At 67.1% G+C, this 21,211-nt stretch carries 33 protein-coding genes; 7 read left to right on the forward strand and 26 right to left on the reverse strand.

From position 1 onward, the window contains the following. Window positions 1-22: 22 nt before the first annotated feature. The 17 genes from AS850_RS16210 to AS850_RS16215 all read right to left on the reverse strand — a co-directional run bounded on the left by AS850_RS16210 (window position 23) and on the right by AS850_RS16215 (window position 6,956). On the reverse strand, window positions 23-364 hold the full coding sequence (locus AS850_RS16210) for a hypothetical protein (protein WP_123955430.1): 342 nt from the start codon (window positions 362-364) through the stop codon (window positions 23-25). Next, the gene (locus tag AS850_RS02830) at window positions 361-1,965 is read right to left on the reverse strand and encodes a DNA cytosine methyltransferase (RefSeq protein WP_119867758.1); all 1,605 of its coding nucleotides are present in this window, start codon (window positions 1,963-1,965) and stop codon (window positions 361-363) included. Before AS850_RS02830 ends, AS850_RS16210 begins: the two co-directional genes overlap by 4 nt. Continuing rightward, entirely contained in the window at window positions 1,962-2,336 is a 375-nt protein-coding gene (locus AS850_RS02835; protein ID WP_119867759.1) for a hypothetical protein, read from the reverse strand. Before AS850_RS02835 ends, AS850_RS02830 begins: the two co-directional genes overlap by 4 nt. After that, window positions 2,333-2,764, reverse strand: coding sequence for a hypothetical protein (locus tag AS850_RS02840; protein ID WP_123955431.1), 432 nt, complete (start codon window positions 2,762-2,764; stop codon window positions 2,333-2,335). Before AS850_RS02840 ends, AS850_RS02835 begins: the two co-directional genes overlap by 4 nt. A 15-nt stretch (window positions 2,765-2,779) precedes the next feature. Continuing rightward, window positions 2,780-3,046 (reverse strand): hypothetical protein, encoded by a 267-nt coding sequence (locus tag AS850_RS02845; RefSeq protein WP_119867761.1) that lies wholly within the window; start codon window positions 3,044-3,046, stop codon window positions 2,780-2,782. Next, window positions 3,046-3,282 (reverse strand): hypothetical protein, encoded by a 237-nt coding sequence (locus AS850_RS02850; protein ID WP_123955432.1) that lies wholly within the window; start codon window positions 3,280-3,282, stop codon window positions 3,046-3,048. Before AS850_RS02850 ends, AS850_RS02845 begins: the two co-directional genes overlap by 1 nt. Continuing rightward, window positions 3,279-3,485, reverse strand: a complete 207-nt coding sequence (locus tag AS850_RS02855; RefSeq protein ID WP_119867763.1) for a hypothetical protein — start codon at window positions 3,483-3,485, stop codon at window positions 3,279-3,281. Before AS850_RS02855 ends, AS850_RS02850 begins: the two co-directional genes overlap by 4 nt. Then, the gene (locus tag AS850_RS16905; protein ID WP_257788667.1) at window positions 3,482-3,607 is read right to left on the reverse strand and encodes a hypothetical protein; all 126 of its coding nucleotides are present in this window, start codon (window positions 3,605-3,607) and stop codon (window positions 3,482-3,484) included. Before AS850_RS16905 ends, AS850_RS02855 begins: the two co-directional genes overlap by 4 nt. A gap of 34 nt (window positions 3,608-3,641) precedes the next feature. After that, on the reverse strand, window positions 3,642-3,800 hold the full coding sequence (locus AS850_RS16435) for a hypothetical protein (RefSeq protein ID WP_164088371.1): 159 nt from the start codon (window positions 3,798-3,800) through the stop codon (window positions 3,642-3,644). Next, window positions 3,797-4,027: a hypothetical protein gene (locus AS850_RS02860; protein WP_119867764.1), complete on the reverse strand. Its 231-nt coding sequence runs from the start codon at window positions 4,025-4,027 to the stop codon at window positions 3,797-3,799. The genes AS850_RS16435 and AS850_RS02860 overlap by 4 nt, the downstream gene beginning before the upstream one ends. Further along, window positions 4,024-4,542, reverse strand: coding sequence for a DUF1643 domain-containing protein (locus AS850_RS02865; RefSeq protein ID WP_119867765.1), 519 nt, complete (start codon window positions 4,540-4,542; stop codon window positions 4,024-4,026). Before AS850_RS02865 ends, AS850_RS02860 begins: the two co-directional genes overlap by 4 nt. Next, on the reverse strand, window positions 4,542-4,892 hold the full coding sequence (locus AS850_RS02870) for a hypothetical protein (RefSeq protein WP_123955433.1): 351 nt from the start codon (window positions 4,890-4,892) through the stop codon (window positions 4,542-4,544). Before AS850_RS02870 ends, AS850_RS02865 begins: the two co-directional genes overlap by 1 nt. Window positions 4,893-4,904: 12 nt before the next feature. Then, window positions 4,905-5,393 (reverse strand): hypothetical protein, encoded by a 489-nt coding sequence (locus tag AS850_RS02875; protein ID WP_119867767.1) that lies wholly within the window; start codon window positions 5,391-5,393, stop codon window positions 4,905-4,907. Window positions 5,394-5,401: 8 nt separating this feature from the next. After that, entirely contained in the window at window positions 5,402-5,629 is a 228-nt protein-coding gene (locus tag AS850_RS02880; protein ID WP_119867768.1) for a hypothetical protein, read from the reverse strand. Window positions 5,630-5,665: 36 nt separating this feature from the next. Continuing rightward, on the reverse strand, window positions 5,666-6,103 hold the full coding sequence (locus AS850_RS02885) for a hypothetical protein (protein WP_119867769.1): 438 nt from the start codon (window positions 6,101-6,103) through the stop codon (window positions 5,666-5,668). Window positions 6,104-6,510: 407 nt separating this feature from the next. Next, a complete protein-coding gene (locus tag AS850_RS02890; protein ID WP_119867770.1) occupies window positions 6,511-6,708 on the reverse strand; it encodes a hypothetical protein in 198 nt (65 codons plus the stop codon). Further along, the gene (locus AS850_RS16215) at window positions 6,705-6,956 is read right to left on the reverse strand and encodes a helix-turn-helix transcriptional regulator (RefSeq protein WP_123955434.1); all 252 of its coding nucleotides are present in this window, start codon (window positions 6,954-6,956) and stop codon (window positions 6,705-6,707) included. Before AS850_RS16215 ends, AS850_RS02890 begins: the two co-directional genes overlap by 4 nt. A gap of 162 nt (window positions 6,957-7,118) precedes the next feature. Here AS850_RS16215 and AS850_RS02895 point away from each other — a divergent pair, with 162 nt between their 5' ends. Continuing rightward, entirely contained in the window at window positions 7,119-7,565 is a 447-nt protein-coding gene (locus tag AS850_RS02895) for a hypothetical protein (RefSeq protein ID WP_119867771.1), read from the forward strand. A 14-nt stretch (window positions 7,566-7,579) separates the two neighbouring features. Next, window positions 7,580-7,990, forward strand: coding sequence for an ImmA/IrrE family metallo-endopeptidase (locus AS850_RS02900; protein ID WP_119867772.1), 411 nt, complete (start codon window positions 7,580-7,582; stop codon window positions 7,988-7,990). Here AS850_RS02900 and AS850_RS02905 read toward each other — a convergent pair. Continuing rightward, the gene (locus AS850_RS02905) at window positions 7,983-9,272 is read right to left on the reverse strand and encodes a tyrosine-type recombinase/integrase (RefSeq protein ID WP_119867773.1); all 1,290 of its coding nucleotides are present in this window, start codon (window positions 9,270-9,272) and stop codon (window positions 7,983-7,985) included. The two genes, AS850_RS02900 and AS850_RS02905, sit on opposite strands and share 8 nt — an antisense overlap. A gap of 395 nt (window positions 9,273-9,667) precedes the next feature. Continuing rightward, a complete protein-coding gene (locus AS850_RS16220) occupies window positions 9,668-10,045 on the reverse strand; it encodes a hypothetical protein (protein WP_123955435.1) in 378 nt (125 codons plus the stop codon). A 256-nt stretch (window positions 10,046-10,301) separates the two neighbouring features. Between AS850_RS16220 and AS850_RS02910 the strand changes: the two genes are divergently transcribed. Continuing rightward, window positions 10,302-10,808: a hypothetical protein gene (locus AS850_RS02910; protein ID WP_119867774.1), complete on the forward strand. Its 507-nt coding sequence runs from the start codon at window positions 10,302-10,304 to the stop codon at window positions 10,806-10,808. 93 nt (window positions 10,809-10,901) lie between these two features. Here the strand turns inward: AS850_RS02910 and AS850_RS02915 are convergent, their stop codons facing one another. Further along, a complete protein-coding gene (locus tag AS850_RS02915) occupies window positions 10,902-11,522 on the reverse strand; it encodes an SMI1/KNR4 family protein (protein ID WP_123955436.1) in 621 nt (206 codons plus the stop codon). Between the two features lie 430 nt (window positions 11,523-11,952). On the opposite strand from AS850_RS02915, the gene AS850_RS02920 reads away from it, so the two are divergent. The 3 genes from AS850_RS02920 to AS850_RS02930 all read left to right on the forward strand — a co-directional run bounded on the left by AS850_RS02920 (window position 11,953) and on the right by AS850_RS02930 (window position 15,121). Then, window positions 11,953-12,855 carry an HNH endonuclease gene (locus AS850_RS02920; protein WP_119867776.1) on the forward strand — a complete coding sequence of 301 codons (903 nt, stop codon included), beginning with the start codon at window positions 11,953-11,955 and terminating at the stop codon, window positions 12,853-12,855. A gap of 207 nt (window positions 12,856-13,062) precedes the next feature. After that, on the forward strand, window positions 13,063-13,383 hold the full coding sequence (locus AS850_RS02925; RefSeq protein WP_119867777.1) for a nucleotide pyrophosphohydrolase: 321 nt from the start codon (window positions 13,063-13,065) through the stop codon (window positions 13,381-13,383). Then, window positions 13,352-15,121: a DNA/RNA helicase domain-containing protein gene (locus tag AS850_RS02930; RefSeq protein ID WP_119867778.1), complete on the forward strand. Its 1,770-nt coding sequence runs from the start codon at window positions 13,352-13,354 to the stop codon at window positions 15,119-15,121. The genes AS850_RS02925 and AS850_RS02930 overlap by 32 nt, the downstream gene beginning before the upstream one ends. A gap of 45 nt (window positions 15,122-15,166) precedes the next feature. Here the strand turns inward: AS850_RS02930 and AS850_RS02935 are convergent, their stop codons facing one another. Next, window positions 15,167-15,547 (reverse strand): cupin domain-containing protein, encoded by a 381-nt coding sequence (locus AS850_RS02935; protein ID WP_119867779.1) that lies wholly within the window; start codon window positions 15,545-15,547, stop codon window positions 15,167-15,169. A 209-nt stretch (window positions 15,548-15,756) separates the two neighbouring features. On the opposite strand from AS850_RS02935, the gene AS850_RS02940 reads away from it, so the two are divergent. Beyond that, window positions 15,757-17,193, forward strand: coding sequence for an Ig-like domain-containing protein (locus tag AS850_RS02940; protein ID WP_119867780.1), 1,437 nt, complete (start codon window positions 15,757-15,759; stop codon window positions 17,191-17,193). Between the two features lie 75 nt (window positions 17,194-17,268). On the opposite strand, the gene AS850_RS02945 is transcribed toward AS850_RS02940, so the two are convergent. The 5 genes from AS850_RS02945 to AS850_RS02965 form a co-directional block, all read right to left on the reverse strand. Further along, window positions 17,269-17,688 (reverse strand): GlcG/HbpS family heme-binding protein, encoded by a 420-nt coding sequence (locus AS850_RS02945; protein ID WP_119867781.1) that lies wholly within the window; start codon window positions 17,686-17,688, stop codon window positions 17,269-17,271. 12 nt (window positions 17,689-17,700) lie between these two features. Further along, complete coding sequence (gene dhaK / locus AS850_RS02950) at window positions 17,701-18,696, reverse strand: dihydroxyacetone kinase subunit DhaK (RefSeq protein ID WP_119867782.1); 996 nt, start codon at window positions 18,694-18,696, stop codon at window positions 17,701-17,703. Window positions 18,697-18,814: 118 nt separating this feature from the next. Further along, window positions 18,815-19,462 (reverse strand): dihydroxyacetone kinase subunit DhaL, encoded by a 648-nt coding sequence (dhaL, locus tag AS850_RS02955; RefSeq protein WP_119867783.1) that lies wholly within the window; start codon window positions 19,460-19,462, stop codon window positions 18,815-18,817. Between the two features lie 26 nt (window positions 19,463-19,488). Next, window positions 19,489-20,259, reverse strand: coding sequence for an HAD-IA family hydrolase (locus AS850_RS02960; protein ID WP_119867784.1), 771 nt, complete (start codon window positions 20,257-20,259; stop codon window positions 19,489-19,491). Further along, on the reverse strand, window positions 20,256-21,158 hold the full coding sequence (locus AS850_RS02965; protein ID WP_119867785.1) for a class II fructose-bisphosphate aldolase: 903 nt from the start codon (window positions 21,156-21,158) through the stop codon (window positions 20,256-20,258). Before AS850_RS02965 ends, AS850_RS02960 begins: the two co-directional genes overlap by 4 nt. Window positions 21,159-21,211 lie beyond the last annotated feature (53 nt).

Here is a 21,211-nt window from a genome sequence, read left to right on the forward strand (position 1 = left end):
GCGGTGTGGCTTCCGTTCGTGGTCAGGGCCGCTCGGCGGGTAGTGCTGGGGAGGCGGCTGGCTTGACGTCGAGGATGCGGTCGAATCGGTATGAGTCGGTCCATGAGTAGCCGCTGTCGACGGTCACGGACCTGGCGTTGATGCGGATGACCTTGTGCCAGCCGAGGTTGGTTCTGATGTGGGTGACACCGATGAGTTCCTCGCGCGTGAAGCGGTGCCGTGTCCGTTCCCGTTCGGCCACGAGTGCGCGAGCTTCGGCCCAGGCGCGGGCTGTATGCTCACGGATCTCGGCCGCCGCTGCGTCGACCGTCGCATCCGTGGCTTTCGCTCTGGCGCGGTAGGCGCTTCTGGTGTCGCGTTTCACGCGGCGACCGTGACGTCGGTGCAGAGAGATTCGACGACTGCGGCGATGAGGTCGCGGGCGGCGGGCGGTGTGACTGCGTTGCCGGCGAGGCGCACCTGCTCGCGCTTGTTCCCGAGGAGCAGGTAGTCGGCCGCGAACGCCATGCCCTGCTTGATCTCGTCGGGGGTGAGCATCCTGAACTCGACGTCGTCGACATCAAGCGAAACCGGGGCGGCCGGCGACATGAGGGACTGGTCGCCGCGAGTTGTCAGAGTGCGGAGCTCTTCGACGACCGGGGTCGTCATCTCTGCTCCGCCGCTCTGGTTCCGCATCACGAGGGCGTGGTGGTTGCCGTTCGCCGAGACCGTGTCGATGGTCTCCGTGGCGGGCTTCGCGACGCCGTGGTTCCGGAGGGGGACGACGATCGCTGTCTCATTGCGGGTGGACTGCGTCCGCAGCGGCTCGGCCCCTGAGGAGGCCGTCTTGCCGTCGCGGCCCTCGACGGGCACCATGAGCGGCTGGGCGGCGAGGAACTGGCTGCCTGACGCCGTGATGGCACCGATGGGGTGGGAGTCGGGCTTGGCTCCCGTGTCGTTGCCCTCACCTCTGACGACGAGGGCTTTCGACGCGGACGTGTGCAGAGTCTTGAGCGCCTCCGATGCCGGCCACGCCCGGACGTACCCGTTGGGGTCGCCGTGCTGGCGGTGCTTCGGGTCGGTGGAGTCGTAGGCGTTCCCGGCAGCCTCGACGACGAGCGGGCCCCAGTAGCGTTCGATGCCGCGCTGGATCCGCTCGCGGGTCTTCGTCGCGAGGGGCTTGGCGCGGTCGCCGATGCGGACGCCGCGGAGGGACCAGTCGATGATCGATGACGCGGGCAGCCAGCCGGGTTCGAGGATGCGTCCGCGGCACTCGACCCGGGGGCACCGGTAGACGTACTGGGCACGGTAGCGGCCCCAACGCTCGGCCTTCTTGAATGTCTGCTCGGCGTTGACGATTCCGTGCTCGGGGCAGAGCGCCCGGGGGCGGGTCCATTTCGCGAGGTCTGGACGTCGGTTGCCCTTCCGCCAGAAGACCACGTACATGCGGTCCCGGGACTGTGGTGCCGGAGCTCCGAGCGCCTGGGCGTGCATGGAATTCAGCCACACCTGTTCGTGCTCGTAGCCGAGCAGCTCCATCGCTAGGAGCCACGCCGGGAACTGGATCCACTTCGCGGCGTCGACGACGTTCTCGACGATGATCGCCTGGTAGCGGTGGTACTCCGTGAATCGGGGCACGTCCCACATCGTCGCCCGGGAGCGCTCGGCGGCCTCGGTCGGGAGAGGGCGGTCGTCGAAGAGGTCGAACTCGCCCTGCGTGGAGCCGCGCTTGATGCCCTTAGCCTGCGAGTGGTTCGTGCACTCCGGTGACGCCCAGAGGATCTCGGTGCGCGGGTAGCGGCGAGGATCGACCTGGGAGAGGTCAGCGATGTCGTGGTCGGTCTCGGGGTGGTTCGTGTTGTGGGTCTCGATGGCGAGCTTCCAGTGGTTCGCGGCCATGCGGACGCGGACGCCCGGGACGGCGACGGCGCCGGAGCTCGAGCCGCCTGCTCCACAGAACAGGTCGGTGATGGTGATGTCGCTCAAGGTGCTTCTTTCGTCTTGCGGGGTCGGCCGCGCGGGATGCTGGGGAGGCCGAGGGCTCGGCGTCGTGATCCGATCGCGCCCGGGGTGAAACCGAGCACCTTCGCGATGTCGGCGTTGTTCTTGCCGGCGTGAGCCATCTCGGTGATGGTCTGCTCGTCGGCCGGGGTGATCGTTCGGTTGCGGCGGGCCTTCGCGGCGGCGGCGCGTTCGGCGTCGAGTGCGCGGCGGAACTGCCAGTCGCCTTGGTAGCGGCGCTGCGTCTCGGAGCACGTCATCCCGGTCGCTTCGCAGTGCGTGCCGCGGCAGCCGCGTGCGTAGCCCTCGAGGGTGCCGTGGGGAAAGTCGTCCGCTTCGAAGTCTCTGCCGCTCATGCGTGCTCGAAGACGACGGCGGGGACACCGTGCTCGGGGTCGACGTAGAAGCGGCGCGGGCGGCTGGGTGGGAGCGACGGGTAGCTGGACAGCCACTGCAGCTCAGGAGCGTTCTCTTCTGGCACCTTGAAGGTGAGCGACGCAACCGACCGCGCGATCGCGACGTCGTGGGTTCGGAGGACGACCACCTGGTCTCCGTGAAGAACCGCAGCGGCGGGCTTGGACGCTCGGTACATCTTCCCGTTTGGCCGTGCGACCCGGGCGAGACGGATGCTGTCCATGCCGTCCGCGAGCGCGTAGACGAGGTCGGTGAGGCGGCCGACGATGTCTTCGGCGTTGAGGAAGTGGTGGGTCATTTCGCTGTGGTGGGCGGAGTGGTTGAACTCGGCTTTGAGGAGTGCCGCGGCTTCGCGGTACTGCTGGGTCACGGACACGGGTGCCTTTCAGGTGACGGGGCGGAAGGGGACGGGTGCAGGGTGGCGTTTGCAGTCGCATTCGCCGAGGGTGCGGCGGTGGCACTCGTAGGAGCCGCAGGAGGTCCGCTCGCCGGGGAGGGGATGGCAGGTGAGGTCGTTGTCGCTGATGCGGTGGAAGGTGGTGTCGGTGCCGCTCACGGGGAGGGTGAGGCGGTCGGGTGGGGTGACTCCGGTGGGGGCGTAGATGGTGACTTTCAGGCCTCGCCCGGTTGAGTACGTGTAGCCGGTGTCCATCAGCGTTCTTCGCGGCGCTGGTCGATCTCGTGGACGATGCGGGCGAGGAGCCAGACGAACCAGAGGAGCACGAGCGATGCGAGAGTGCCGAGGATGACGGCGGCGGAGGTGGGGTGGTCGATGAGCCACGAGGTGGCTGCGGCGATGGCTGCGATCGCGGCGAGGATCATGATCATGAAGGTGAGTTGGCGGGCGACCCACCGGGTCAGGTAGTACCGCCACGTGCGGGTCTTCACGGGAGCACCCACCGTTGGATGGCCGCGAGGACGCCGGCGATGACGAGCAGCGACAGGGCGAGGGAGGCCATGTCGATCGTCTCGGAGACGGCGCGGCGCTTGCCGTGCTCCCACGAGACTTCGAGTCCCTTGAGGAACGTGGACGCAGCGATGATGAGGAAGAACGCGGCGAGCGCGAGGACCGCGATGATGGCGATGGTCATACGAGGACCGCCAGGAGTGTTCCGGCGATGATCATCGTGGAGGCGGCGATGAGCGAGATGAGGATGATGATCCAGGGCCCCCGCGGGGTCTCGTCGGGGTCGTAGTCGGGGCGGTTGTCCATGTGTGGTCCTTGGTGGTCTGGGGTGGCCCTGGGGTCACTGGGTGATGTGGCGGAAGTAGAAGCTGGTGCGGCGGCCGGAGCGGAGGTAGAGGTCCACGCAGCGGGCTTCGGCGGCGGGCCGGGAGTGCGTGTACTCGATGAAGCGGCGGCTCTTGAATTCGTGGATGGCGTAGCTGTTGGCCGTTTTGGTCACCGGTCGCGTCGCCTGGTTTCGAGGACGCGGTGGATGCCGTTGAGGGCGCTGGCGGCGGCGACGATGCCTTCGGCGATGGTCTGGAGCCAGATGCCGGTGGCTTGCTTGCCGAGTTCGTCGGTGCGCTGCGTATTGCCTTCGGCGTGGGCGGTCTTGAGGCCGGTGACGGCGAGCCGTCCGACTTCGAGGAGGCGTTCGGCTTCGGCGAGGTGCTGGGTGGTGGTCACGTTGGTTCTCCGGGGTAGGGGATGAGGGGTGCGTCTCCGCGGACGTAGAGAGGGTGTCTGGGCTGGCCTGCGTTGGTGAGGCCGAGGCAGAGCAGGGGATACCCCTGGAGGAGTTCCAGGACCCTTCCGATCCGTGCGGCGCCGCCTCCGCCGCGGGTGGCGGCTGCTCCGGCACCCCAGGCGGCGACGACCGGTTCGTCGAGGACGGCGTTCTCGGTGAAGATCCGCGCGAGGGTGTCGTCGTTCCGGGGGCCGACCGCGTCGATGGGGAACTCGAGGTAGTGGGGGTCGGTGGCCCGGTAGGCGTAGAGGTTGACGACGCGGATGCCGCCGAATCCCTCGCGCTCGGCGAAGCTCATGCAGCGTCGGATCGTGGGGTCGTCGATCGCCGCGTCTGCGGTCGATGGGTTGAGCATGATGAACGTCATGACCTTCCCGTCCCGCTTCCACGTCCGGGACAGCAGGTACCGGTACACCTGGTCGGCGCTGATCTCGGCGGACTTCTCGACGAACATCAGCCGGTCACCGACTTGAGGTAGTCGCGCCCGTACTGGGTGATCTCGTACTCCGCCTCACGCTTCCCGTTCGGCCCCTTCACCATCCGGGTCACCCGCAGGAACCCCATGGACGCAAGTTCACCCATCCGCTTCCGCGGGGTGTCCTCGGCGGCACGCGGCCACCCGTAGAGGGGCTGCCACTTCTTGTACCGCTGATTCCCGACGCTGCCGGCGATCTTCTTCAACGCCACCAGCTCGAGGACCGCGACCTTCAACGTGCTCAGCCGCACACCGACCGCGGCCGCCGCATCCTGCGACTCCTGCGGATCAGTACCGCGGGCGAGGGTGTCTCCGACGCTCTGGATCATCACTGCTCCTTGCTACGAGCGGTGCCGCGCAGCAACGCGGCCCGCATGCTCATTGGTCGACGGGATCTGGTGCATCAGCCGCTGCACCTCGCGGAGACGGCGCTCCTTCGCCTCGATGAGGCGGACCGCCTCCCCGAGCTCGCGCTCGGAGAGGAGCCCACCGAGACCGTCCATCCGTGTCTCACGACGACGCACCAGCTCCTCGAGCTCCATCCGCGAGCGCACCTCCTCCTCACGGAGCCGGGACCGCTCGGCGGCGTGACGGTCCTTCACCGCGGTAGCGGACCGCTTCGACTTGTCCTTCTGACGCGCGTGCCCGAGGGTCTTCTGCAGATCCCGGATGACGTTCCGCGTGGCGCGCTCGCTGATTCCGAACGAGACGAGGACCGGGGAGAGGGTGGGGTGCTCGTACACCTCGACGCTCTTGCTGTTGGTGCGGGAGTAGATGAAGTCGTTGTCGGTGAGGAACGTGACGAGGGTCTTGTAGTGCTTCGTCGACACGGTGTGGCCTAGCGGGCTCGGAGGAGGCCGCTGGCCGCGGCGGCGATGCGCTCCATGAGGGGCTTGTGCTGGTCGGGCTGGGGGAGGCTCTGCGAGCCGGTGCCCCAGCGGCGCCGCCAGTTGGCGTAGTACATCTCGTCGGGCTGGGACCGTTCGCTGAGCGGGGTGCCGATCTTGGGGGTGCGGTCGAACTTGATGCCGGCGCGCTTGCGGGCCTTGCGGGCGGTGGTGGACATGCGGTGGTGCCTTTCGGTGTGGTGGGGTTGGGAGGGTCAGGCGCGCCGCTGGAGGCGGTGTTGGACGGATGCGGCGACCTCGGCTGGCGTCGGTCCCGCGCTGACGTTGATGCGATGCGGCCCGCCGTCGAGGAGAGATGCGTTGGGATTCCCGGGGGGAGCGGCGGTGAGGTTCTGGTGCTGCGTCTCCTGGAGGAGACGACCGACCGCGAGGTTGCCCCCGGACTTCGGCTTGGTCTCGTTGATGTCCGGCGACTTCTTGGCCGGCTGCTCGTCGCCGCTGAGGAAGGCGTAGAAGTCACGGGCGAGGGGGACGATGCTGTCCCTGCTCATGTCGCTGCCGGCGCGCTGGGCGACGAGCGCTCGTTCGGCGATGTTGAGGGCTTCGACGCGGAGCGAGTCTTCGCGCTGTTGGTCGATGCGGCTGTTGCGGACCGGGCCCGGCTTGGGGGCGGTCGGAGTGTCTTCGGTCATGGCCTTCTCCGTTCGTGGGTGGGGGAAGCGCCCAGCCGGGGGAGGTCTGGGCGCTCGTGGCAGCCGGGGACTCGAAACCCCGTGTGTGTGTGCGGTGACCAGAGCCGCACCCTGTTCCCTGCCTGTGCAGACGCACCGCGCGTGTTCGCGGAGGGTCTGCTGTTCACATCGCGTTCTCACCCCTGGTCGGGCTGCCCTCCCTCGTGGTTGAGGGAGCGTTGAATCGCGTGTGGGTTCTTTGGTCGACTTCCCGCCCGCCGTTCCGCTCGGGGCGGAGGTACTCGGTGTGGGAGGGGGTAGCCCTGCTGTGGAGTTGGGGGCGGTTCATGCGCCTGCATTTGGGCGCGACGAATAGGCCCTAGGAAGGGCCGAGTCATCGAGAATGTGGGCCGCCTAGCGGCGCGCGTTCAGTGCTTCTCTGGCAGCGACTTGATGTAGTCGCGGATGTCGTCCAGTCGGAACTTCTGCCACTTGCCTCCGTCGTCGACGGGGACGATCTTGGACTGGCGGACGAGCTCACCCACGCCCCACTCGGAGGTGGAGAGCATGTAGGCGACGAGCTTCTTGGTGAGCAGCTCGGGCGGGAACGTGCAGACCTCGTTCATGCGGCATCTGCCACGGAGTTGCTGAGCGGGCTGTCCTGGACCACTTCGAACGCTTCGCCAAGTCCGAGTCCGAATGATTCACACAGGGCAGCCATGAACGCGCCGGAAGGTGTTGCCCCCCGGTCGATGCGACGCAACGTTGTGCGGTCGACACCCATCAGTCGGGCCTGGTGTTCTTCACTCGGGATGTCTCGGATCTGACGAAGTCGGGCGAGTAGACCTGGCTTAATCTGGAGCTTGCTTGCCATGTCACCTCCTGTTGCGACTTCGCTTCGGTATGTGGCAAGTCTGCCACACCGTGAAGCGTTTTGGCCCAACTTTGAGGGTGATTTGCAAAACTTCCCCGCCGAGTGTGGCGTTTACGGGCTACTCACCTTGACAGGTGATGCAAAAACGCATCAGTATCAAGTGTGAACATCGACGAATGGAAACGCCTCCTCCTCGGCAGGACTGGTCAGCACAGCGTGCGCAGCCTCGCCCTCGCCGTAGGCATGGAGCCGAGCACTCTCGCGCGGCAGATGCGAACTGGCCTCCCGGCCGAGACCCTGATCGACATCTGCCGCCACTTCGGAATCGAGATCGTCCCGATGATGGTCGAGGGCGGCTACCTGACTCCGGAAGAGGCGCACAACGGCGACATCCGGAGAGCCCTCCGCGAAGCTACGGACCACCAGTTGATGCTCGAGACGCTCAGGCGTGTGCAGGCCGGGAGCGCCAGTTCCGAGATCACCGACCCGATCGATGTCGGTGGCTCTGATGAGGATTACGACGTGTCGCCCGAAGCGTTGAAGAAGTCGGATCTGGGACTTGCTTCGAAGCGCGGGACTCGGAAGGTTGACGCGCCGCACGCCGACTAACCATTGGGGGGCAAATGAAAGACTTGATCCACATAGCGGCGAGCTTGGGGCTTCGCATCCACGCATCCCACCTGCCCGCCGGCATCCTCGGTATGTTCAGCTCGGCCGAGGGGCGCATCTACTTCGACCTGCACCTCACGCCGCACGAGCGCCGTTCCGTCATCGCGCACGAGCTCGGGCACGCCTACTACGGTCACGACTGCGACCACGGCGAGAGCAGCGCCCAGGAGAGGCAGGCGGACGCCTATGCGGCAGCATTGCTCGTCGACCCGTACGACTACGCCGAGCTCGAACGGATCAGCGCAGACGCGCACTACATCGCCGAGGAACTCGGGGTCACGGAAGATGTCGTCTACGCGTTTCGGGCACACTGCCTCAAGCAGTACGGCCGACGCACGTACTCCGGTCGAGTCCGCATCAGTTGACTTCGAGCGCGTCCGCGAAGTGTGCGCCGAGCTGACCGATCGCGTCGCGCGCAGCGGCGCTAGACACGTGCTGGTAGCGGCGGGTGACGGCCTCGGACTGGTGGCCGACGATCTCACCGATGATCTTGGCGTCGACCCCCAGTTCCATCAGGACCGTCGCGGTCGTGTGACGAGCCCAGTGGGTCGTCGGGATCGGTCGAGCGCCGATGTCGCTTTCCGCGATCACGCCGGCGGCCAGGAGCAGCGCTGTCCACGCCTGCTGATCCTCGCCAGGCAAGATCGGGGAGCCGTCCGGGTTATGCCAGATGAGACCGTGCGGGTTCGGCTCATCGGCGGTCCGCGCGAGGTGCTTTCGAAGCTCGACGACGACCTGGGGGAGTAGCGGCACGTCGCGGGTCTTCCCGGACTTGGGCCGGATCAAGCAGAGGCGACCGGCGAGCTGCTTGTACTCGAAGCCGTTGGGGATCTTGAGGCGTCGATGTGAGCATGCGGCACCCTGCTTCTTTCGGCAGGGCCAGACACCCTCGACGCGCTCACCACAGCCATGCTCGGACGGGATCTCGTCGAGCTGCCACTCGACGGCCAAGATGCCCTTGTCGAGGTCGAGGGATTCGATGCGCGCCCCGGTGCGCTCGGACTGACGAAGCCCGCCGAGAAGCGCCACCCACCACCGGGTTCCGTCGTCCTGCTTCGCGGCCGTCTTCAAGACGTTGATGGCGTCCTCGGGGCTGAGCGAGCCTCGATCAGAGACTGCGGCCTTGGGAGGCTCGACGTCGTCCGCCACGTTCCGCTTGGCGATCCCGTCCAGGCGTGCCGCCTTGAGCATCCCGGAGAGGACGTTGTGTGTCGCGAGCGCGGTCGAGGATGAGCGGCCGGAGTCGATGATGTGCTTGTGCAGGAGTCGGACGTCGGATGGCTTCAAGCTCGCGACGCTGCGCTTGCCGAGCAGGGGGACGATCCACGTCCGGCTGAGGGATTCGTACTTGGCTAGGGCGTTGGGCTTGAGGTGTGGCTTGCAGACGGTCTCGAGCCAATGGGGTGCCCATTCAGCGAGTGTGGTCTTCGCGTCGATGGGTGCGCCGAACTCGTCGATCTCATCGAGCTTCGTCTTCATCTTGGCGCGGGCGATCTCTGCGGTCTTGCCCATGACGGAGAGTTGACGGCGCCGGCCGTCTGGCCAGTACCCGTTGTCGACGACCGCGCGCCAGAGCTGCCGTGACTCGATCCAGTAGAGACCGCCGTCGCCGTTGCCGCGTTTCCGCCCTGGCTTCTTCTTCGCCACGATTGCTCCGATCTAGTGCACACACAGTGCACACACGCAACCATATGTGGTTGCTGGTGGTTGCGCGAGTGCAGAATGGCTCGATCGTTGATTTGACGGGGATCGAGCGGGTGTTTCAGGCGAGTTGCGCTGATCCGAGTGTACTCGGTTCTTTCCGTCCTAAGGAAAGGGTTGGGGGTTCGAGTCCCTCCAGGGGCACTGACGCGTGAAGCCCCTCCGAGGAGGGGCTTCACGCGTCAGTGACGCCGGAGGTCGAGAACCGCTCGGGGCCCCCGCCGCCGGTTCCGACGCGTCGCGGATGCGACGTGGCGGCCGTGCTGGCAGGGCGTCGAGACCCTCCAGGGGCACCCGCGCGTCAGCCACTCTCGCTCTGCGGCATGGTCCTGCGCCGCTGGCTACCGCTCGAACCCCTGCTGGACAGCGAAGCAGAGCTTGAAGAGGCGGTCGCTCGGCGGCAGATCGCGCCAAACTGCTTCTTGGTACTCGACTTCGGCATCGTGGCGTCCGGCGGCGCGAACCTCCGAAGGTGGGCTGAGTGTGGAGTTCTCATCGGTCTCGGTGTCCAGAGCGAGCGCTTCGCGGATCCGGTCTTTGATCGCGGGGGCGTCACATGCTTTCTGCTCGCCGGAAGCGAAGCTCCAGGGCGCGGAGACGGGCGTCTCGGAGCTCAGGGTTGCTGCGGGAGGGGCCGGACTCGCGCATGCGGCGAGGGCCCCAACCGCGGCGCAGATCAGGAGGCCGGACGTGAGCGTTCGGAGAGGTGTGATGCTCACTTGAGCCTCACCTGGCTGACGGAGGTGGTGATGCCGCTGCGGCATGGGCCGACAAAGCCGCCGATGGATGCCTGAAATGTTCTAGAAAAACGCATAATTTCAGAATGGCACAAATTTGTGCTTCGATGTCACGGGTGTCACCTCCGGCTACCTGCATTCGCCTTCATCGATCACGGAGCGCAGCATCACTTACACTTCCCGCCGTCTGCCCTCCATCTCCGCCTCCGGGTCAGTTGCGACAGTGTTTCGGTCTGTCGTGCGCCACGGCGCCGGCGCAGCACTCACTGCAATCGCCCTCACCGCGCCCGTCGCTGTCGCGTCGGGAAGCGATCGCTTCGGGTCCTGGATCCAATTTCGGCAAGACGCCCAGGAGGGTCACGTCGCCGGGACGCTTCCTTTCACCACGCTCCTGGCGCAGTCCGTCGTTTCAGCGCTGCTCACTCGCCGTCACAAAGCGGAAATCCCCCTCGTTCCCACGCAGTGGAACTTTCTCGCCGTTCTCGCGCACCTGGGGTGGTTCGCCGTGTGGGGCTGGTTCTTCGCCTTCACTGGTGGCGTGCACGATCCCGGCACGCAGATCGGCTTCGGTCACGACGTCGGGATTCTCACTCCGCTCCTGAACGGCATCGCGGCCCCCGCCATCATCTGCGCTGGCGCGTACACCGCGCGGTACCCGCACCACCGCCGAGGCGACGTCATCGTCTCCATCGTCCTCGTCGCCACGACGGCGCCCATTCTGGTGCTGCTCAAGCTCGCCTCCTAGGCAACCGACCACACACCGGCCCCTGCTTGACTCGAGGCGGCTTCGTTGGCCGTTGGCTTTTTTGGAAGGACGACGATGGCGGGCCGCCACAATTCACGAGTAGGCCTGGGGGCCGCCCCACCTCTCTGGCCAGGTCGCAGGTTCAATCTCCGCCTCCGGCTCGAAGGGGGCTAAAGCCCACGAGTCCTTCCACAAGTCCGCAAGGAAAGCCTTGCGATCCGCACGTCGTCCCCTTGATTCGAAGTGGAACGGGATGAGATCAGCCTCTGCCAGGTCAGCGGCAGCCGAAACCATCGCGGCCAGGTTGGGGCTGACGATTCTCGGAAGATCCGGCCAGCTGACGTCCATAACGACGCCAGGGGCCTCGGAGGTGGCATCGAGGGCTGCTTGCCCCCAGCCCGCTCTGATGAAGGGGATCCACGAAGGGGTCCACTGCCAGGGTTCGGCAAAATCCAGAACGGTGTCGATCAAGTCTGTAATGGAGGCAGCCGGTATGAGCGGGCCACAATCGAGCACCGGCCACCACGGACCGTTGTGAGCCTGACCATCGTGTCGCTGCAGGAGAAGCAGCAGCTCAGCAGGCAGAGGGATGGGCGCGAGCGTCAGGCGCAAGGCGTCGATATCCGCGTCTTTAGCGGGGCCGGAGAGACTGGCCCAGAGCTCGGGCGCGAGTCTGGGCAAAACATCGGCGATTCGATCGAGCGCTGAACTCATGGCTGCAACTCCGTGATCCATGAAATCAGTTTGGCCGAGGATGAGGCTGAGGGGTCGTCATCGCTTGTGCATTCATTTCGCCGGTCGCGCCCGTACATAGGCGCATCCGCCCATTAGGTGGAATTCGCATCGCGCCCGAGATCGACTCCTAAATTGTTGGTCGACGTCGGGTTCACCGTGGGCTAGACCCGGCATTTCCACGACACTCGGCTTTTTGAGCATCAACGCGACCCCATAGCTCGTAACCGAACTAGTCTGTCGGGGCATCGGCCACTCGTCGAACGCCTGATGGAAGCAAGGCAGCGCAGCGCGACGAGGCTGCCAACGAGGGGAGAACCATGGACGACGACGTCGAGCCGATCAGTGACGACGATGGGTCGGTAGCCGTTGGCGAAAATACGTCGGTACCCGCTGCGGAGGCGTCCGACAAGTGAGGAGCCGCGACGAACAGGATGCCATCCGTCGCGACGTCTTCCGCTGGCTCGACCTACGCCTCGGCGAAGGCATGCACGAATTCACGCGGGACGAGCTCGCGTCCTACGAATTCGACGGCGAGCGCATCCCTCTTGTGGATCAGTCGCGGGGCATCCGGAACCCCAGAGATTTTGAAGCGACCCTGTCGATCTTGACCAGCTCGAAGTCGACCGACTACGCCGATGAGATCGAACCCGGAGGCCTGCTGCGCTACTCCTACCGATCTCAGGAGGGCGGCGACAACGTCAAACTGAAGCGGGCCTTCGAGACGGAAGTGCCGCTCGTGTATTTCCGGGGAGTTCGGCCGAACTTCTACCAGGCGTTCTACCCGGTGCACATCGTCGCTGACGATCCCGTCGAGAGGGTCGTCAAGATCGCCTTGGATGATGAGTTCGAGATCTTCGGTGATCCGTTCACGATGACGGGGATTCAGAAGCGGTACGCCGAACGCTCCGTGAGGCAGAGACTTCACCAACCGCTATTCCGCGCCTGGGTGCTGAATGCGTACGACGCGGCTTGCGCCGTTTGCGGGCTGGCTGTCCCGCAGTTGCTGGAAGCCGCGCACATCGTCCCGGATGCTCACGAGGACGGGGAGCCCGCCGTCTCGAACGGCATAGCCCTCTGCGTGCTCCACCATGCCGCCTTTGACGGCAATCTCATCGGGATCGATATAGACGGGGTCCTTCACGTCTCGCGGTTCCTGGAATCGCTTTCGACCGGCGGTGGGCTCTTCGAGGTCGGTCTTCGCGGGATCGCGGGAAAGTCAATCGCGCTGCCTCGTCGACGAAGTGATCGGCCGTCGGTGGCGGCACTGACGCAGCGATTTATGGAGTTCCTGGCCGCGGAGGAGACGCGATGATCGATCGGTTGTGTTCGCAGTAGGGTCTCGTACAAGTTGACGACCCGACCTTGGTCGCCACGAACGATGACTGGGGAAACTCCTAACCCTGGCCGATGTGCCCTCCCGCCGTTAGCCGTGAGATAGGGCAAGACAGAGGGCAGCCTGAGTCGACTTGATTCGAGTAGCGGAACCGGGCACATCGGAGCCGCCTGTTAGATTTGCGCCATGCCCACCTCGGAAGTACGAGAACAGCTGCTTGCGTTCGTGGCCGAGCGAGAATGGGCGCAATTTCATTCGCCGGGGAACCTGGCCAAGAGCATCTCGATCGAATCGGGAGAGCTGCTGGAGCTCTTTCAGTGGTCGGACGACGCCGACGAGGTTCGCGTTCGCGATGAACTCGCCGACGTCCTGACCTACTGCCATCTGCTCGCCTACCGGCTCGGGGTCGAGCCGGAGGAGATCATCCTCGAGAAGCTGGCCACCAGCCGCCAGAAGTATCCGATCGAGACGTCACGTGGACGAAGCACCAAGCACACCGAGCTTTGAGGTCGTCAGGCTTCCGTTCTCCTCGGAGGCCGTCGGTGTCTGGTCGCAGCTTCACGGCAGGAACAGCAACTGGCCGGTCGTCTACGTCCTCGACGACAGGCAGGCGAGAGGCCGAGGGTCCGAGAGTCGCAGCGTCTACGTCGGCGAGACGCTGAGCGCGTCCGGCCGTATCCGTCAGCACCTCGTTTCTCCGGCGAAGCAGGGCATGACGACCGCCCGGGTGATCATCGACGGCACGTTCAACAAGTCGGTGTGCCTGGATCTCGAGTCTCAACTCATTCGTCTCCTCTCCGGAGACGGGGCCTACGAGGTGGCGAACCTGAACCTGGGGATCGTCGACGCGGACTACTTCGATCGTGAGCGGTATCGGGCTGGCTTCGAGGAGATCTTCGCCGAGCTCCGAGACGAAGGTGTCTTCACTCGCTCCGTGGCCGAGATCGTCAACGGTGACCTCTACAAGCTCTCCCCGTTCAAGGCGCTCACCAAAGATCAAGAGATCGCCGTCGAGTTGATCACGGAAGCTCTTCTGCAGGACCTCGAGGCGGGCCGAGAGAGCACCTCCGTCATCCAGGGGGAGCCGGGCACCGGCAAGACCGTGGTCGCCATCTACCTGCAGAAGGTCCTGGCGGACATCGCTCAGGGACGAGCGGCAGACGAACCGGAGGAGGAGTCGCCGTTCCTGGAGTTCTTCCTGCCCGACAACCAGGAACTCCTGCGCGGTCTCCGCGTCGCCTTCGTCATCCCGCAGCAGTCCCTCCGGAAGTCCGTGCAGCGCGTCTTCTCGAAGACTCCTGGCCTGACGAAGGCGACCGTGATGTCGCCTTTCGAGCTCGGAAAGTCGGAGGGCCACTTCGACCTCGTCATCGTGGACGAGGCCCACCGGCTGAACCAGCGCGCCAACCAGGCCTCCGCCGCCCAGAACAAGGACTTCGCGGGCATCAACGAGAAGCTCTTCGGTGAAGACGACGTCTCGAAGACCCAACTGGACTGGATCCTCGCGAAGAGCACACACCGCATCCTGCTCGTGGACCCGGCGCAAGCCGTACGACCGGCGGATCTGCCCCTGACCGAGATCACTCGGGTCACCGGTGAAGCGAGGTCGGCGGGTCGGTACTTCCCGCTCATGTCTCAGATGCGGGTCAAGGCGGGTGACGACTACGTTGGCTACGTCCGAGACGTGATCGGCTCGAGCACGGACACCACGCCGCGTGACTTCGAGGGCTACGACCTTCGCTTCTTCGACGACATCCGCGCCATGCGTCAAGAGATCAGATCACGAGACGAGGAGGTCGGGCTCTCTCGTCTCGTCGCCGGCTACGCGTGGCCGTGGAGGTCGAAGAAGGACCGTGAAGCGGTCGACATCGAGATCGACGGACTCGGGCTGCAGTGGAACTCGACTCAGGTCGACTGGGTCGCGTCACCGCGCTCGCCGAACGAAGTGGGATCGATCCACACCGTCCAGGGGTACGACCTGAACTACGTCGGAGTGATCATCGGTGCGGATCTTCGGTGGGACGCCGCCGCAGGTGCGACGCGGTTCGACCGTGCGTCGTACTTCGACACGAAGGGCAAGGAGAACAACCCGAAACTCGGCCGCAGCTACACGGACGCCGATCTCCTTCAGTACGTGAGGAACATCTATGCGGTGCTGCTGACCCGCGGAGTACTCGGCACCTACGTGTTCGTCGTCGACCCCGAGTTGCGTGAGCAGCTGCGGAAGTACTTTCCGAAGGGCTGAAGCACGGAGCCGGGGCTCCTGCGAGTCGAAGTTCGACAGCCAGACCTACCCCGCCCCCACCTGCCGCTCGATCGACACCGTCCGCTCGCTGACGACCTCGCCCGTGTGCGCCGTCGTCACCGTCTCGATGAGGACGATCTCGACCTCCTCGTCGGCCACCGGGTTGTGCTGCGCGCCCTTCGGCACGACGAAGAACTCGCCCGGTCGGAGCGTGACCTCGCGGTCGCCCTCGAGCTGGATGCGGAGGGTGCCCGAGACGATGAGGAACATCTCGTCCTCGTCGGCGTGGGCGTGCCAGACGAGTTCGCCGAGGAGCTTCGCGACCTTGACGTACTGGTCGTTGACGCGGCCCACCACCCGCGGGGTCCAGTGGGCGGTGACCTGCGCGAGTTCGTCGCGGATCCGGGTCGGGTCGAGTACCTGCATGCGGCAAGCGTACGGGTGGCGTCCGAGCCCGAGACGGGCCCCGACGACCGCCCCGGCCCCTCCTGAAGCCGCCGCGAACCGGACACCTCCACCGATCTGTCTAGCGCCCGATGTTGAGGGCTGCTAGGTTTCGCGAAAGCCTGCGGTGACATCGCGGTCTCGTTCGTGCAGCCGCGACTCCGTCGCCGATCACCAGGGGAATCATCTTCGTGTCCACATCCGTGCTCTCTCGCGCCTGGCGGCCCGTCGCCGCCGGCGCCGGCGTTCTCACCCTCGCCGCCGCTCTCACCCTCACCTCGACCATCGCCGCGAACGCCGCCACGGGGCCGACCTGCGCCAACGGGGTGTGCAGCGTAGCTTTCTCGCTGACCGGCGCACCCGAGTCGTTCACGATCCCGACCGGCGTCACCTCCGTCACCACGACGGTGACCGGCGGAGCCGGCGGCACCTCAGTCCCCAGTCGCTTCAGTGGCAGTGCTCCGGTACCGGGTGGGCTCGGCGGGTCCGTGACGGCGACGCTGCCGGTGACGTCGGGGGAGAGCTTGACCGTCGTCGTCGGCGGCAAAGGCCAGGATGGCATCGCCGACAGCACCGTCGCTGCGGCAGGGGGATTCGGTGGCGGAGGAGCCGCGGGTACGATCACCAATCCCGGTAGTCACGGTGCCGGCGGCGCGGGTGGCGGCGGCAGCTTCGTGTTCGCCTCCGGTTCTCTCGCCCTCGCGGCCGGCGGTGGGGGCGGCAGCACCGACTACTTCGCACAGCCCGTCGTCGGTGGCGCCGGAGGTTCCACGGGCGACGCGGGAGCTGCTGACTCGGTGAACGGCCAGGTCGGATCCGGCGGTTCCGCGACCACGACGGCTCCGGGCGCGGGCGGTGTGAGCGCCGACAAGGGTGCCCCGCCGTTCTTCGACGGCATTGCAGGCTCCGCCGCGTCCACCACCTCCCCGACCGCCCTCGCCCAGGGTGGTGCCGGAGCGACCAACACCGACCCGTCCGCAGCGAACTACACGACTCCAGGCGGTGGCGGCGGCGGCTACTTCGCGGGCGGCGGCGGAGCCATCGACGGCCCCGGGGGCTACTCCGGGTCGGGTGGCGCAGGGTCGGCGTTCGTCGCATCCTCGGCGACCAACGTGACGGCACTCGCCGGCGCCACCGGCGACGGCAGCGTCACGATCACCTACGCGCAGCCGGTTCCGAAGATCATCACGACCACGACGGTCGGGGCGAGCGCCGATCCGACCGCGGGAACCCCGACGACCCTCACGGCGAAGGTCACCCCGGCGCCGGGCACCGGTGGCACGGTCACCTTCACCGACGGCACGCGGATCCTCGGGACCGCCCCGGTCACGGACGGCATCGCGACTCTCGACGCGGACCTCGCGGCGGGATCTCACACCGTCACGGCCAGCTACTCGGGCGATGCCACCGACGCGGCATCCGTGAGCGCTGCCGTCATCGTGACCGTCGCGGCCGCACCGACCGCCGCGCCGACGCCCGCCCTGACACCGACGCCGTCGGCGACGGTCGCGCCCGCCGCCCTGGCCTACACCGGCTCCTCGCCGGCGCCGGCGCTGAGCCTCGGCGGGCTGCTCCTCGCCGCTGGCGTCGTCGCCACGACGATCGCTCGTCGCCGCAAGCGCGCCTGAACGCACCGCAGCCCAGCCTCACAGGGTCTGTGAGTGCTGGGCTGCGGCGTTTCTCCGGGGAGCTCGGCGGCCGCCTCAGAGCGCGGCCGCGCCCGCCTCGGCGACCGCCTGATCCTGCTCGATCGAACCCGTCGAGACGCCGATCGCCCCGATGATGTGGCCGTCGCGGACGAGCGGGATGCCGCCCGGGAAGACGACCAGCCGGCCGCCGTGCGCGTCGTTCAGGCCGTAGAGGTCGCCCGTGGGGCGGGTGATCTCCGAGAGGCCCTTCGTCTCCGTCTGGAACGCGATCGACGTGTAGGCCTTGTTGATGGAGATGTGGATGCTGCCGATGTTCGCGGTGTCCATCCGGACGTGCGCTTTCAGGTTGCCGCCGGCGTCGACGACGGCGATGTCCTGCGGCTGGCCGATCTCTTCCGCTTTGGCGATCGCCGCGTCGATCACGCGGCGGGCGTCGGCCAGGGAGATGCTGTCGGCGATCTTCTCGCCTGTCATGATCCCGGCCGCCTAGAACGTGCGGATCGGGATGTCGGCCGGAGCCGCAAGCAGCTCCTTGATCTCGTCGTCGAGCTTGACGAGGGTGATCGACGCACCGGCCATGTCGAGCGACGTGCAGTACTCGCCGACGTAGCTGCGGACGGGCGTGATGCCCTGCGCCACGAGCTTCTCGTGGGCGATCCCGTACAGCAGGTAGAGCTCGCTGATCGGGGTGCCGCCGAGGCCGTTGATCATCAGGGCGACCTCGTCGCCGTCGGCGTAGGGGAGGTCGGAGACGATCGGGTCGAGCAGGAGGTCGACGATCTCGTTCGCCGAGACGATCTTCTGGCGCGACCGGCCGGGCTCGCCGTGGATGCCGACGCCCACCTCGATCTCGTCCTCGCCCAGCTCGAAGAGCGGCGAGCCCTTCGAGGGCGGGGTGCAAGCCGTCAGGGCGACACCCATCGTGCGGGTGACGGAGTTGACCTTCTCGCCGACGCGGATGACCTCGTCGAGGTCCGCTCCCGCCTCCGACGCCGCTCCGACCGCCTTGATCACGAAGAAGTTGCCCGCGACGCCTCGGCGACCGATCGTGTAGGTGGAGTCCTTCACGGCGACGTCGTCGTCGATGAAGAGCGTCTTGACCTTCATGCCCTCGGCGTCGGCGATCTCCTCGGCCATCTCGAACGCCATCTTGTCGCCGGTGTAGTTGTTGACCAGCAGGAGCACGCCCTTCTCGCTGTTCACGCGGCGCGCGGCCTCGAGGACGTAGTCGGTGGGCGGTGCGGCGAAGACGTCACCGGGGCAGGCCGCGTCGAGCATCCCCGGCCCGACGATCATGACGTGGGCGGGCTCGTGGCCGGAGCCGGAGCCCTGCACGATCGAGACCTTGTTCTGGTTCGGCGCATCCTTGCGCACGATGAGGTTGTACTTCGGCTCGTAGACGAGGGTGTCCGGGTTGGCCAGCGCCAGCCCCTTCAGCATCTCGGGGACGAACTCCTTCGGGTCGTTGATGAACTTCTTCATTGCGGTTCCTCACTTCGTCGTGGTGTCGCGGTCGGGCAGGGAGTGGCAGGTCAGAGCGGAGGCAGAGCAGGTCGGAGCGGAGTCAGAGCAGGTCAGAACAGGGGGCAGGAGCCGCGGCTCACCACTCCTCGGCGATGCGCTCGGCCAGCACAGCCATCGCGATCGCGCCGGGGTCGGGGGAGCCGATGCTCCGCTCACCCGTGTAGGAGGCGCGGCCGCGGCGGGCCTGGAGCACCGACGTCGCCTCGGCGGACTCGCGCGCGACCTCGGCGGCGTGCTGCGCCATCGCGCGGGGCTCGACGCCGGCCGCGACGTCCGCGTCGAGCGCGTCGGCCACGGGCACGAGCGCGTCGAGCAGCGTCTTGTCGCCGACGTCGGCTCCGCCGCGCTTCTTGATGCCCTCGACGGCCGCGCGGATCATCGCCACGACGTCGGCCGGAGCCACCTCCTCGTGCCCCTTGACGACGCCCGCGGCGCGGAGGAACGCGGTGCCCCAGATCGGACCCGAGGTGCCCCCGATCCTGCTGCTCATCGTCATCGCGACCTTCTGCAGGAAGGTGCCCGGGTCGGAGCGGTCGAAGTCGTCGAACTCGGCCAGGACGACCTCGAAGCCCCGCGCCAGCGAGTAGCCGAAGTCGCCGTCGCCGGCCACGGCGTCGAGGTCGGAGAAATACTTCTCGTTGTCGACGCAGGTCTGCGCGATCAGCCGGATGACGCCCTCGAGGCGGGTGTCGTCGGGGGAAGTGGGGATGGCGTCGTTGCTCATGGTCCTCCTCGGGATGGTTTACGGGGTCAGCGGGCGAGCTGCTCGAGGGTGGCCAGGTCGACCTGGCCGCGGTCGTCGACCCCGTGCGGGTTCGCCAGGATCCTGCTGCGCGTCTCGGGCAGGTCGCCGAGGGTGTCGACGACGAGGGCGGCGCCCGTGAAGTCCTCCTCGGCGGTGTAGCTGCTCACGGTGACGACCGTGGTCAGCCCGCAAGCGAGAGCGGCGCGGAGACCGTTCGAGCTGTCCTCGACGACGATCGCGTCGGATCCTACGATGCCGAGCTCACGGACGGCCAGCTCGTAGATGTCGGGCGACGGCTTCTTGTGCTCGACGACGTCGCCGGCAAAGACGCGGAACCAGGAGGCCGCCTCCTCGCCTGCGGCGTGCTCGAGGACGGCGCGGACCGACGGCTCCGCCGAGGTCGAGGCGACGGCCAGGAGCCAACCCGCCTCGTGGGCCTCGCGGATGATGCGCGCGATCCCGGGGCGCCCCGGCAGCTCGCCGGCGCGGACCTTGGCGGTGTAGCGGCGCGTCTTCTCCTCGTGCCAGCGCTTGACCTCGTGCTGCTGGGCCGCCGGGTCGGTCGGGAGGACCGCGCGCTCGACGAACTCGGGCGTCAGGAGCGACGCGAGCCGCTCCTTGCCGCCGCCGATGCGGAGCACCTCGGCGTAGTCGTCCTCGCTCCAGCGCACCGGCAGGCCGAAGTGGTCGAAGGTCTCGTTGAAGGCGGGGAGGTGGCCGTCGCGCTCGGTGTCGGCGAGGACGCCGTCGCAGTCGAAGATCAGGGCGCGGGTCACCGGTCGGCCCCGGCTGTGGCGGAGGTCTGCTCGCCGGTGGCTCCGGCCGCCTTCCCGTCGGCCCCGAACCACGCGATGTGCTCGGCGATGACGTCGGTGACGGCGGCCTCGATGTCGGCGACGAGCTTCGGCGGATCCCAGCGGTTCGCGTCGCGCGCCTTCTCCAGGTGCGCGAGCGACGCCTGCATGTAGGCGTGCTTCACCGCGGTCGAGATGTTGATCTTCGAGACGCCGGCGTCGATGAACGAGCGGAAGTCGGCCTCGGTCAGGCCGGTCCCGCCGTGCAGGACCACCGGGATGTCGGTCAGGGCGGCCAGCTCCGCGGCGCGCTCCGGCAGGAGCCTCGGGCTCGCCGTGTAGAGGCCGTGGCTCGTCCCCAGCTGCGGCGCGATCAGGTCGACGCCGGTGCTCTCCGCGATCTCGCCGAGCTGGCCGACGGAGTAGGCGTGGTGGGCGTCGTCGCTGCCGACGCCGTCCTCCACACCGAGGATGTTCTCGATCTCCGACTCGACGTCGACGCCCGCCGCGTGCGCGGACTTCGTCACCTCGCCGGTCTCGCGGACGGCGTCGTCGAGGTCGCGGTCGGAGGCGTCGAAGAGGACCGACGACCAGCCGGCGGCGATCACGTCGTCGAGGACGGCGCGGTCGGGGCAGTGATCGAGGTGGAGCGCCACGGGGACGTCGACGTCGCGGGCGAGGGCCCGGAAGAGGTCGGTGACGAACGCGGTGCCGGAGACGCGGACGGTCTTCGTCGAGATCTGGACGATCAGGGGAGCGCTCGTCCGCTGGGCCGCCGCGAGGACGGCGCGCATGCTCAGCTCGTCGAACACGTTGACGGCGGGGACGGCGTAGCCGCGCTCGCGGGCCGTGCGGGTCAGCGCTCTGGTGGAGACGGCCATGCGTGCTCCTCACTTCCTTGTGGGGGATTGCGTCGTGGTGTGGTTCCGGTTCT

This window comes from Frondihabitans sp. 762G35, assembly GCF_002074055.1.
Classification (GTDB): domain Bacteria; phylum Actinomycetota; class Actinomycetes; order Actinomycetales; family Microbacteriaceae; genus Frondihabitans.

What these genes read in the sequence shown, in the direction of transcription:
- AS850_RS02835 (WP_119867759.1), bottom strand. Translation starts at nt 2,336, where the DNA reads ATGAGCGGCAGAGACTTCGAAGCGGACGACTTTCCCCACGGCACCCTC.
- AS850_RS02845 (WP_119867761.1), bottom strand. Translation starts at nt 3,046, where the DNA reads ATGGACACCGGCTACACGTACTCAACCGGGCGAGGCCTGAAAGTCACC.
- AS850_RS02855 (WP_119867763.1), bottom strand. Translation starts at nt 3,485, where the DNA reads ATGACCATCGCCATCATCGCGGTCCTCGCGCTCGCCGCGTTCTTCCTC.
- AS850_RS16905 (WP_257788667.1), bottom strand. Translation starts at nt 3,607, where the DNA reads ATGGACAACCGCCCCGACTACGACCCCGACGAGACCCCGCGGGGGCCC.
- AS850_RS02865 (WP_119867765.1), bottom strand. Translation starts at nt 4,542, where the DNA reads ATGTTCGTCGAGAAGTCCGCCGAGATCAGCGCCGACCAGGTGTACCGG.
- AS850_RS02870 (WP_123955433.1), bottom strand. Translation starts at nt 4,892, where the DNA reads ATGATCCAGAGCGTCGGAGACACCCTCGCCCGCGGTACTGATCCGCAG.
- AS850_RS02880 (WP_119867768.1), bottom strand. Translation starts at nt 5,629, where the DNA reads ATGTCCACCACCGCCCGCAAGGCCCGCAAGCGCGCCGGCATCAAGTTC.
- AS850_RS02885 (WP_119867769.1), bottom strand. Translation starts at nt 6,103, where the DNA reads ATGACCGAAGACACTCCGACCGCCCCCAAGCCGGGCCCGGTCCGCAAC.
- AS850_RS02890 (WP_119867770.1), bottom strand. Translation starts at nt 6,708, where the DNA reads ATGAACGAGGTCTGCACGTTCCCGCCCGAGCTGCTCACCAAGAAGCTC.
- AS850_RS16215 (WP_123955434.1), bottom strand. Translation starts at nt 6,956, where the DNA reads ATGGCAAGCAAGCTCCAGATTAAGCCAGGTCTACTCGCCCGACTTCGT.
- AS850_RS02900 (WP_119867772.1), top strand. Translation starts at nt 7,580, where the DNA reads ATGAAAGACTTGATCCACATAGCGGCGAGCTTGGGGCTTCGCATCCAC.
- AS850_RS02915 (WP_123955436.1), bottom strand. Translation starts at nt 11,522, where the DNA reads ATGAGTTCAGCGCTCGATCGAATCGCCGATGTTTTGCCCAGACTCGCG.
- AS850_RS02925 (WP_119867777.1), top strand. Translation starts at nt 13,063, where the DNA reads ATGCCCACCTCGGAAGTACGAGAACAGCTGCTTGCGTTCGTGGCCGAG.
- AS850_RS02935 (WP_119867779.1), bottom strand. Translation starts at nt 15,547, where the DNA reads ATGCAGGTACTCGACCCGACCCGGATCCGCGACGAACTCGCGCAGGTC.
- AS850_RS02945 (WP_119867781.1), bottom strand. Translation starts at nt 17,688, where the DNA reads ATGACAGGCGAGAAGATCGCCGACAGCATCTCCCTGGCCGACGCCCGC.
- dhaK (WP_119867782.1), bottom strand. Translation starts at nt 18,696, where the DNA reads ATGAAGAAGTTCATCAACGACCCGAAGGAGTTCGTCCCCGAGATGCTG.
- dhaL (WP_119867783.1), bottom strand. Translation starts at nt 19,462, where the DNA reads ATGAGCAACGACGCCATCCCCACTTCCCCCGACGACACCCGCCTCGAG.
- AS850_RS02965 (WP_119867785.1), bottom strand. Translation starts at nt 21,158, where the DNA reads ATGGCCGTCTCCACCAGAGCGCTGACCCGCACGGCCCGCGAGCGCGGC.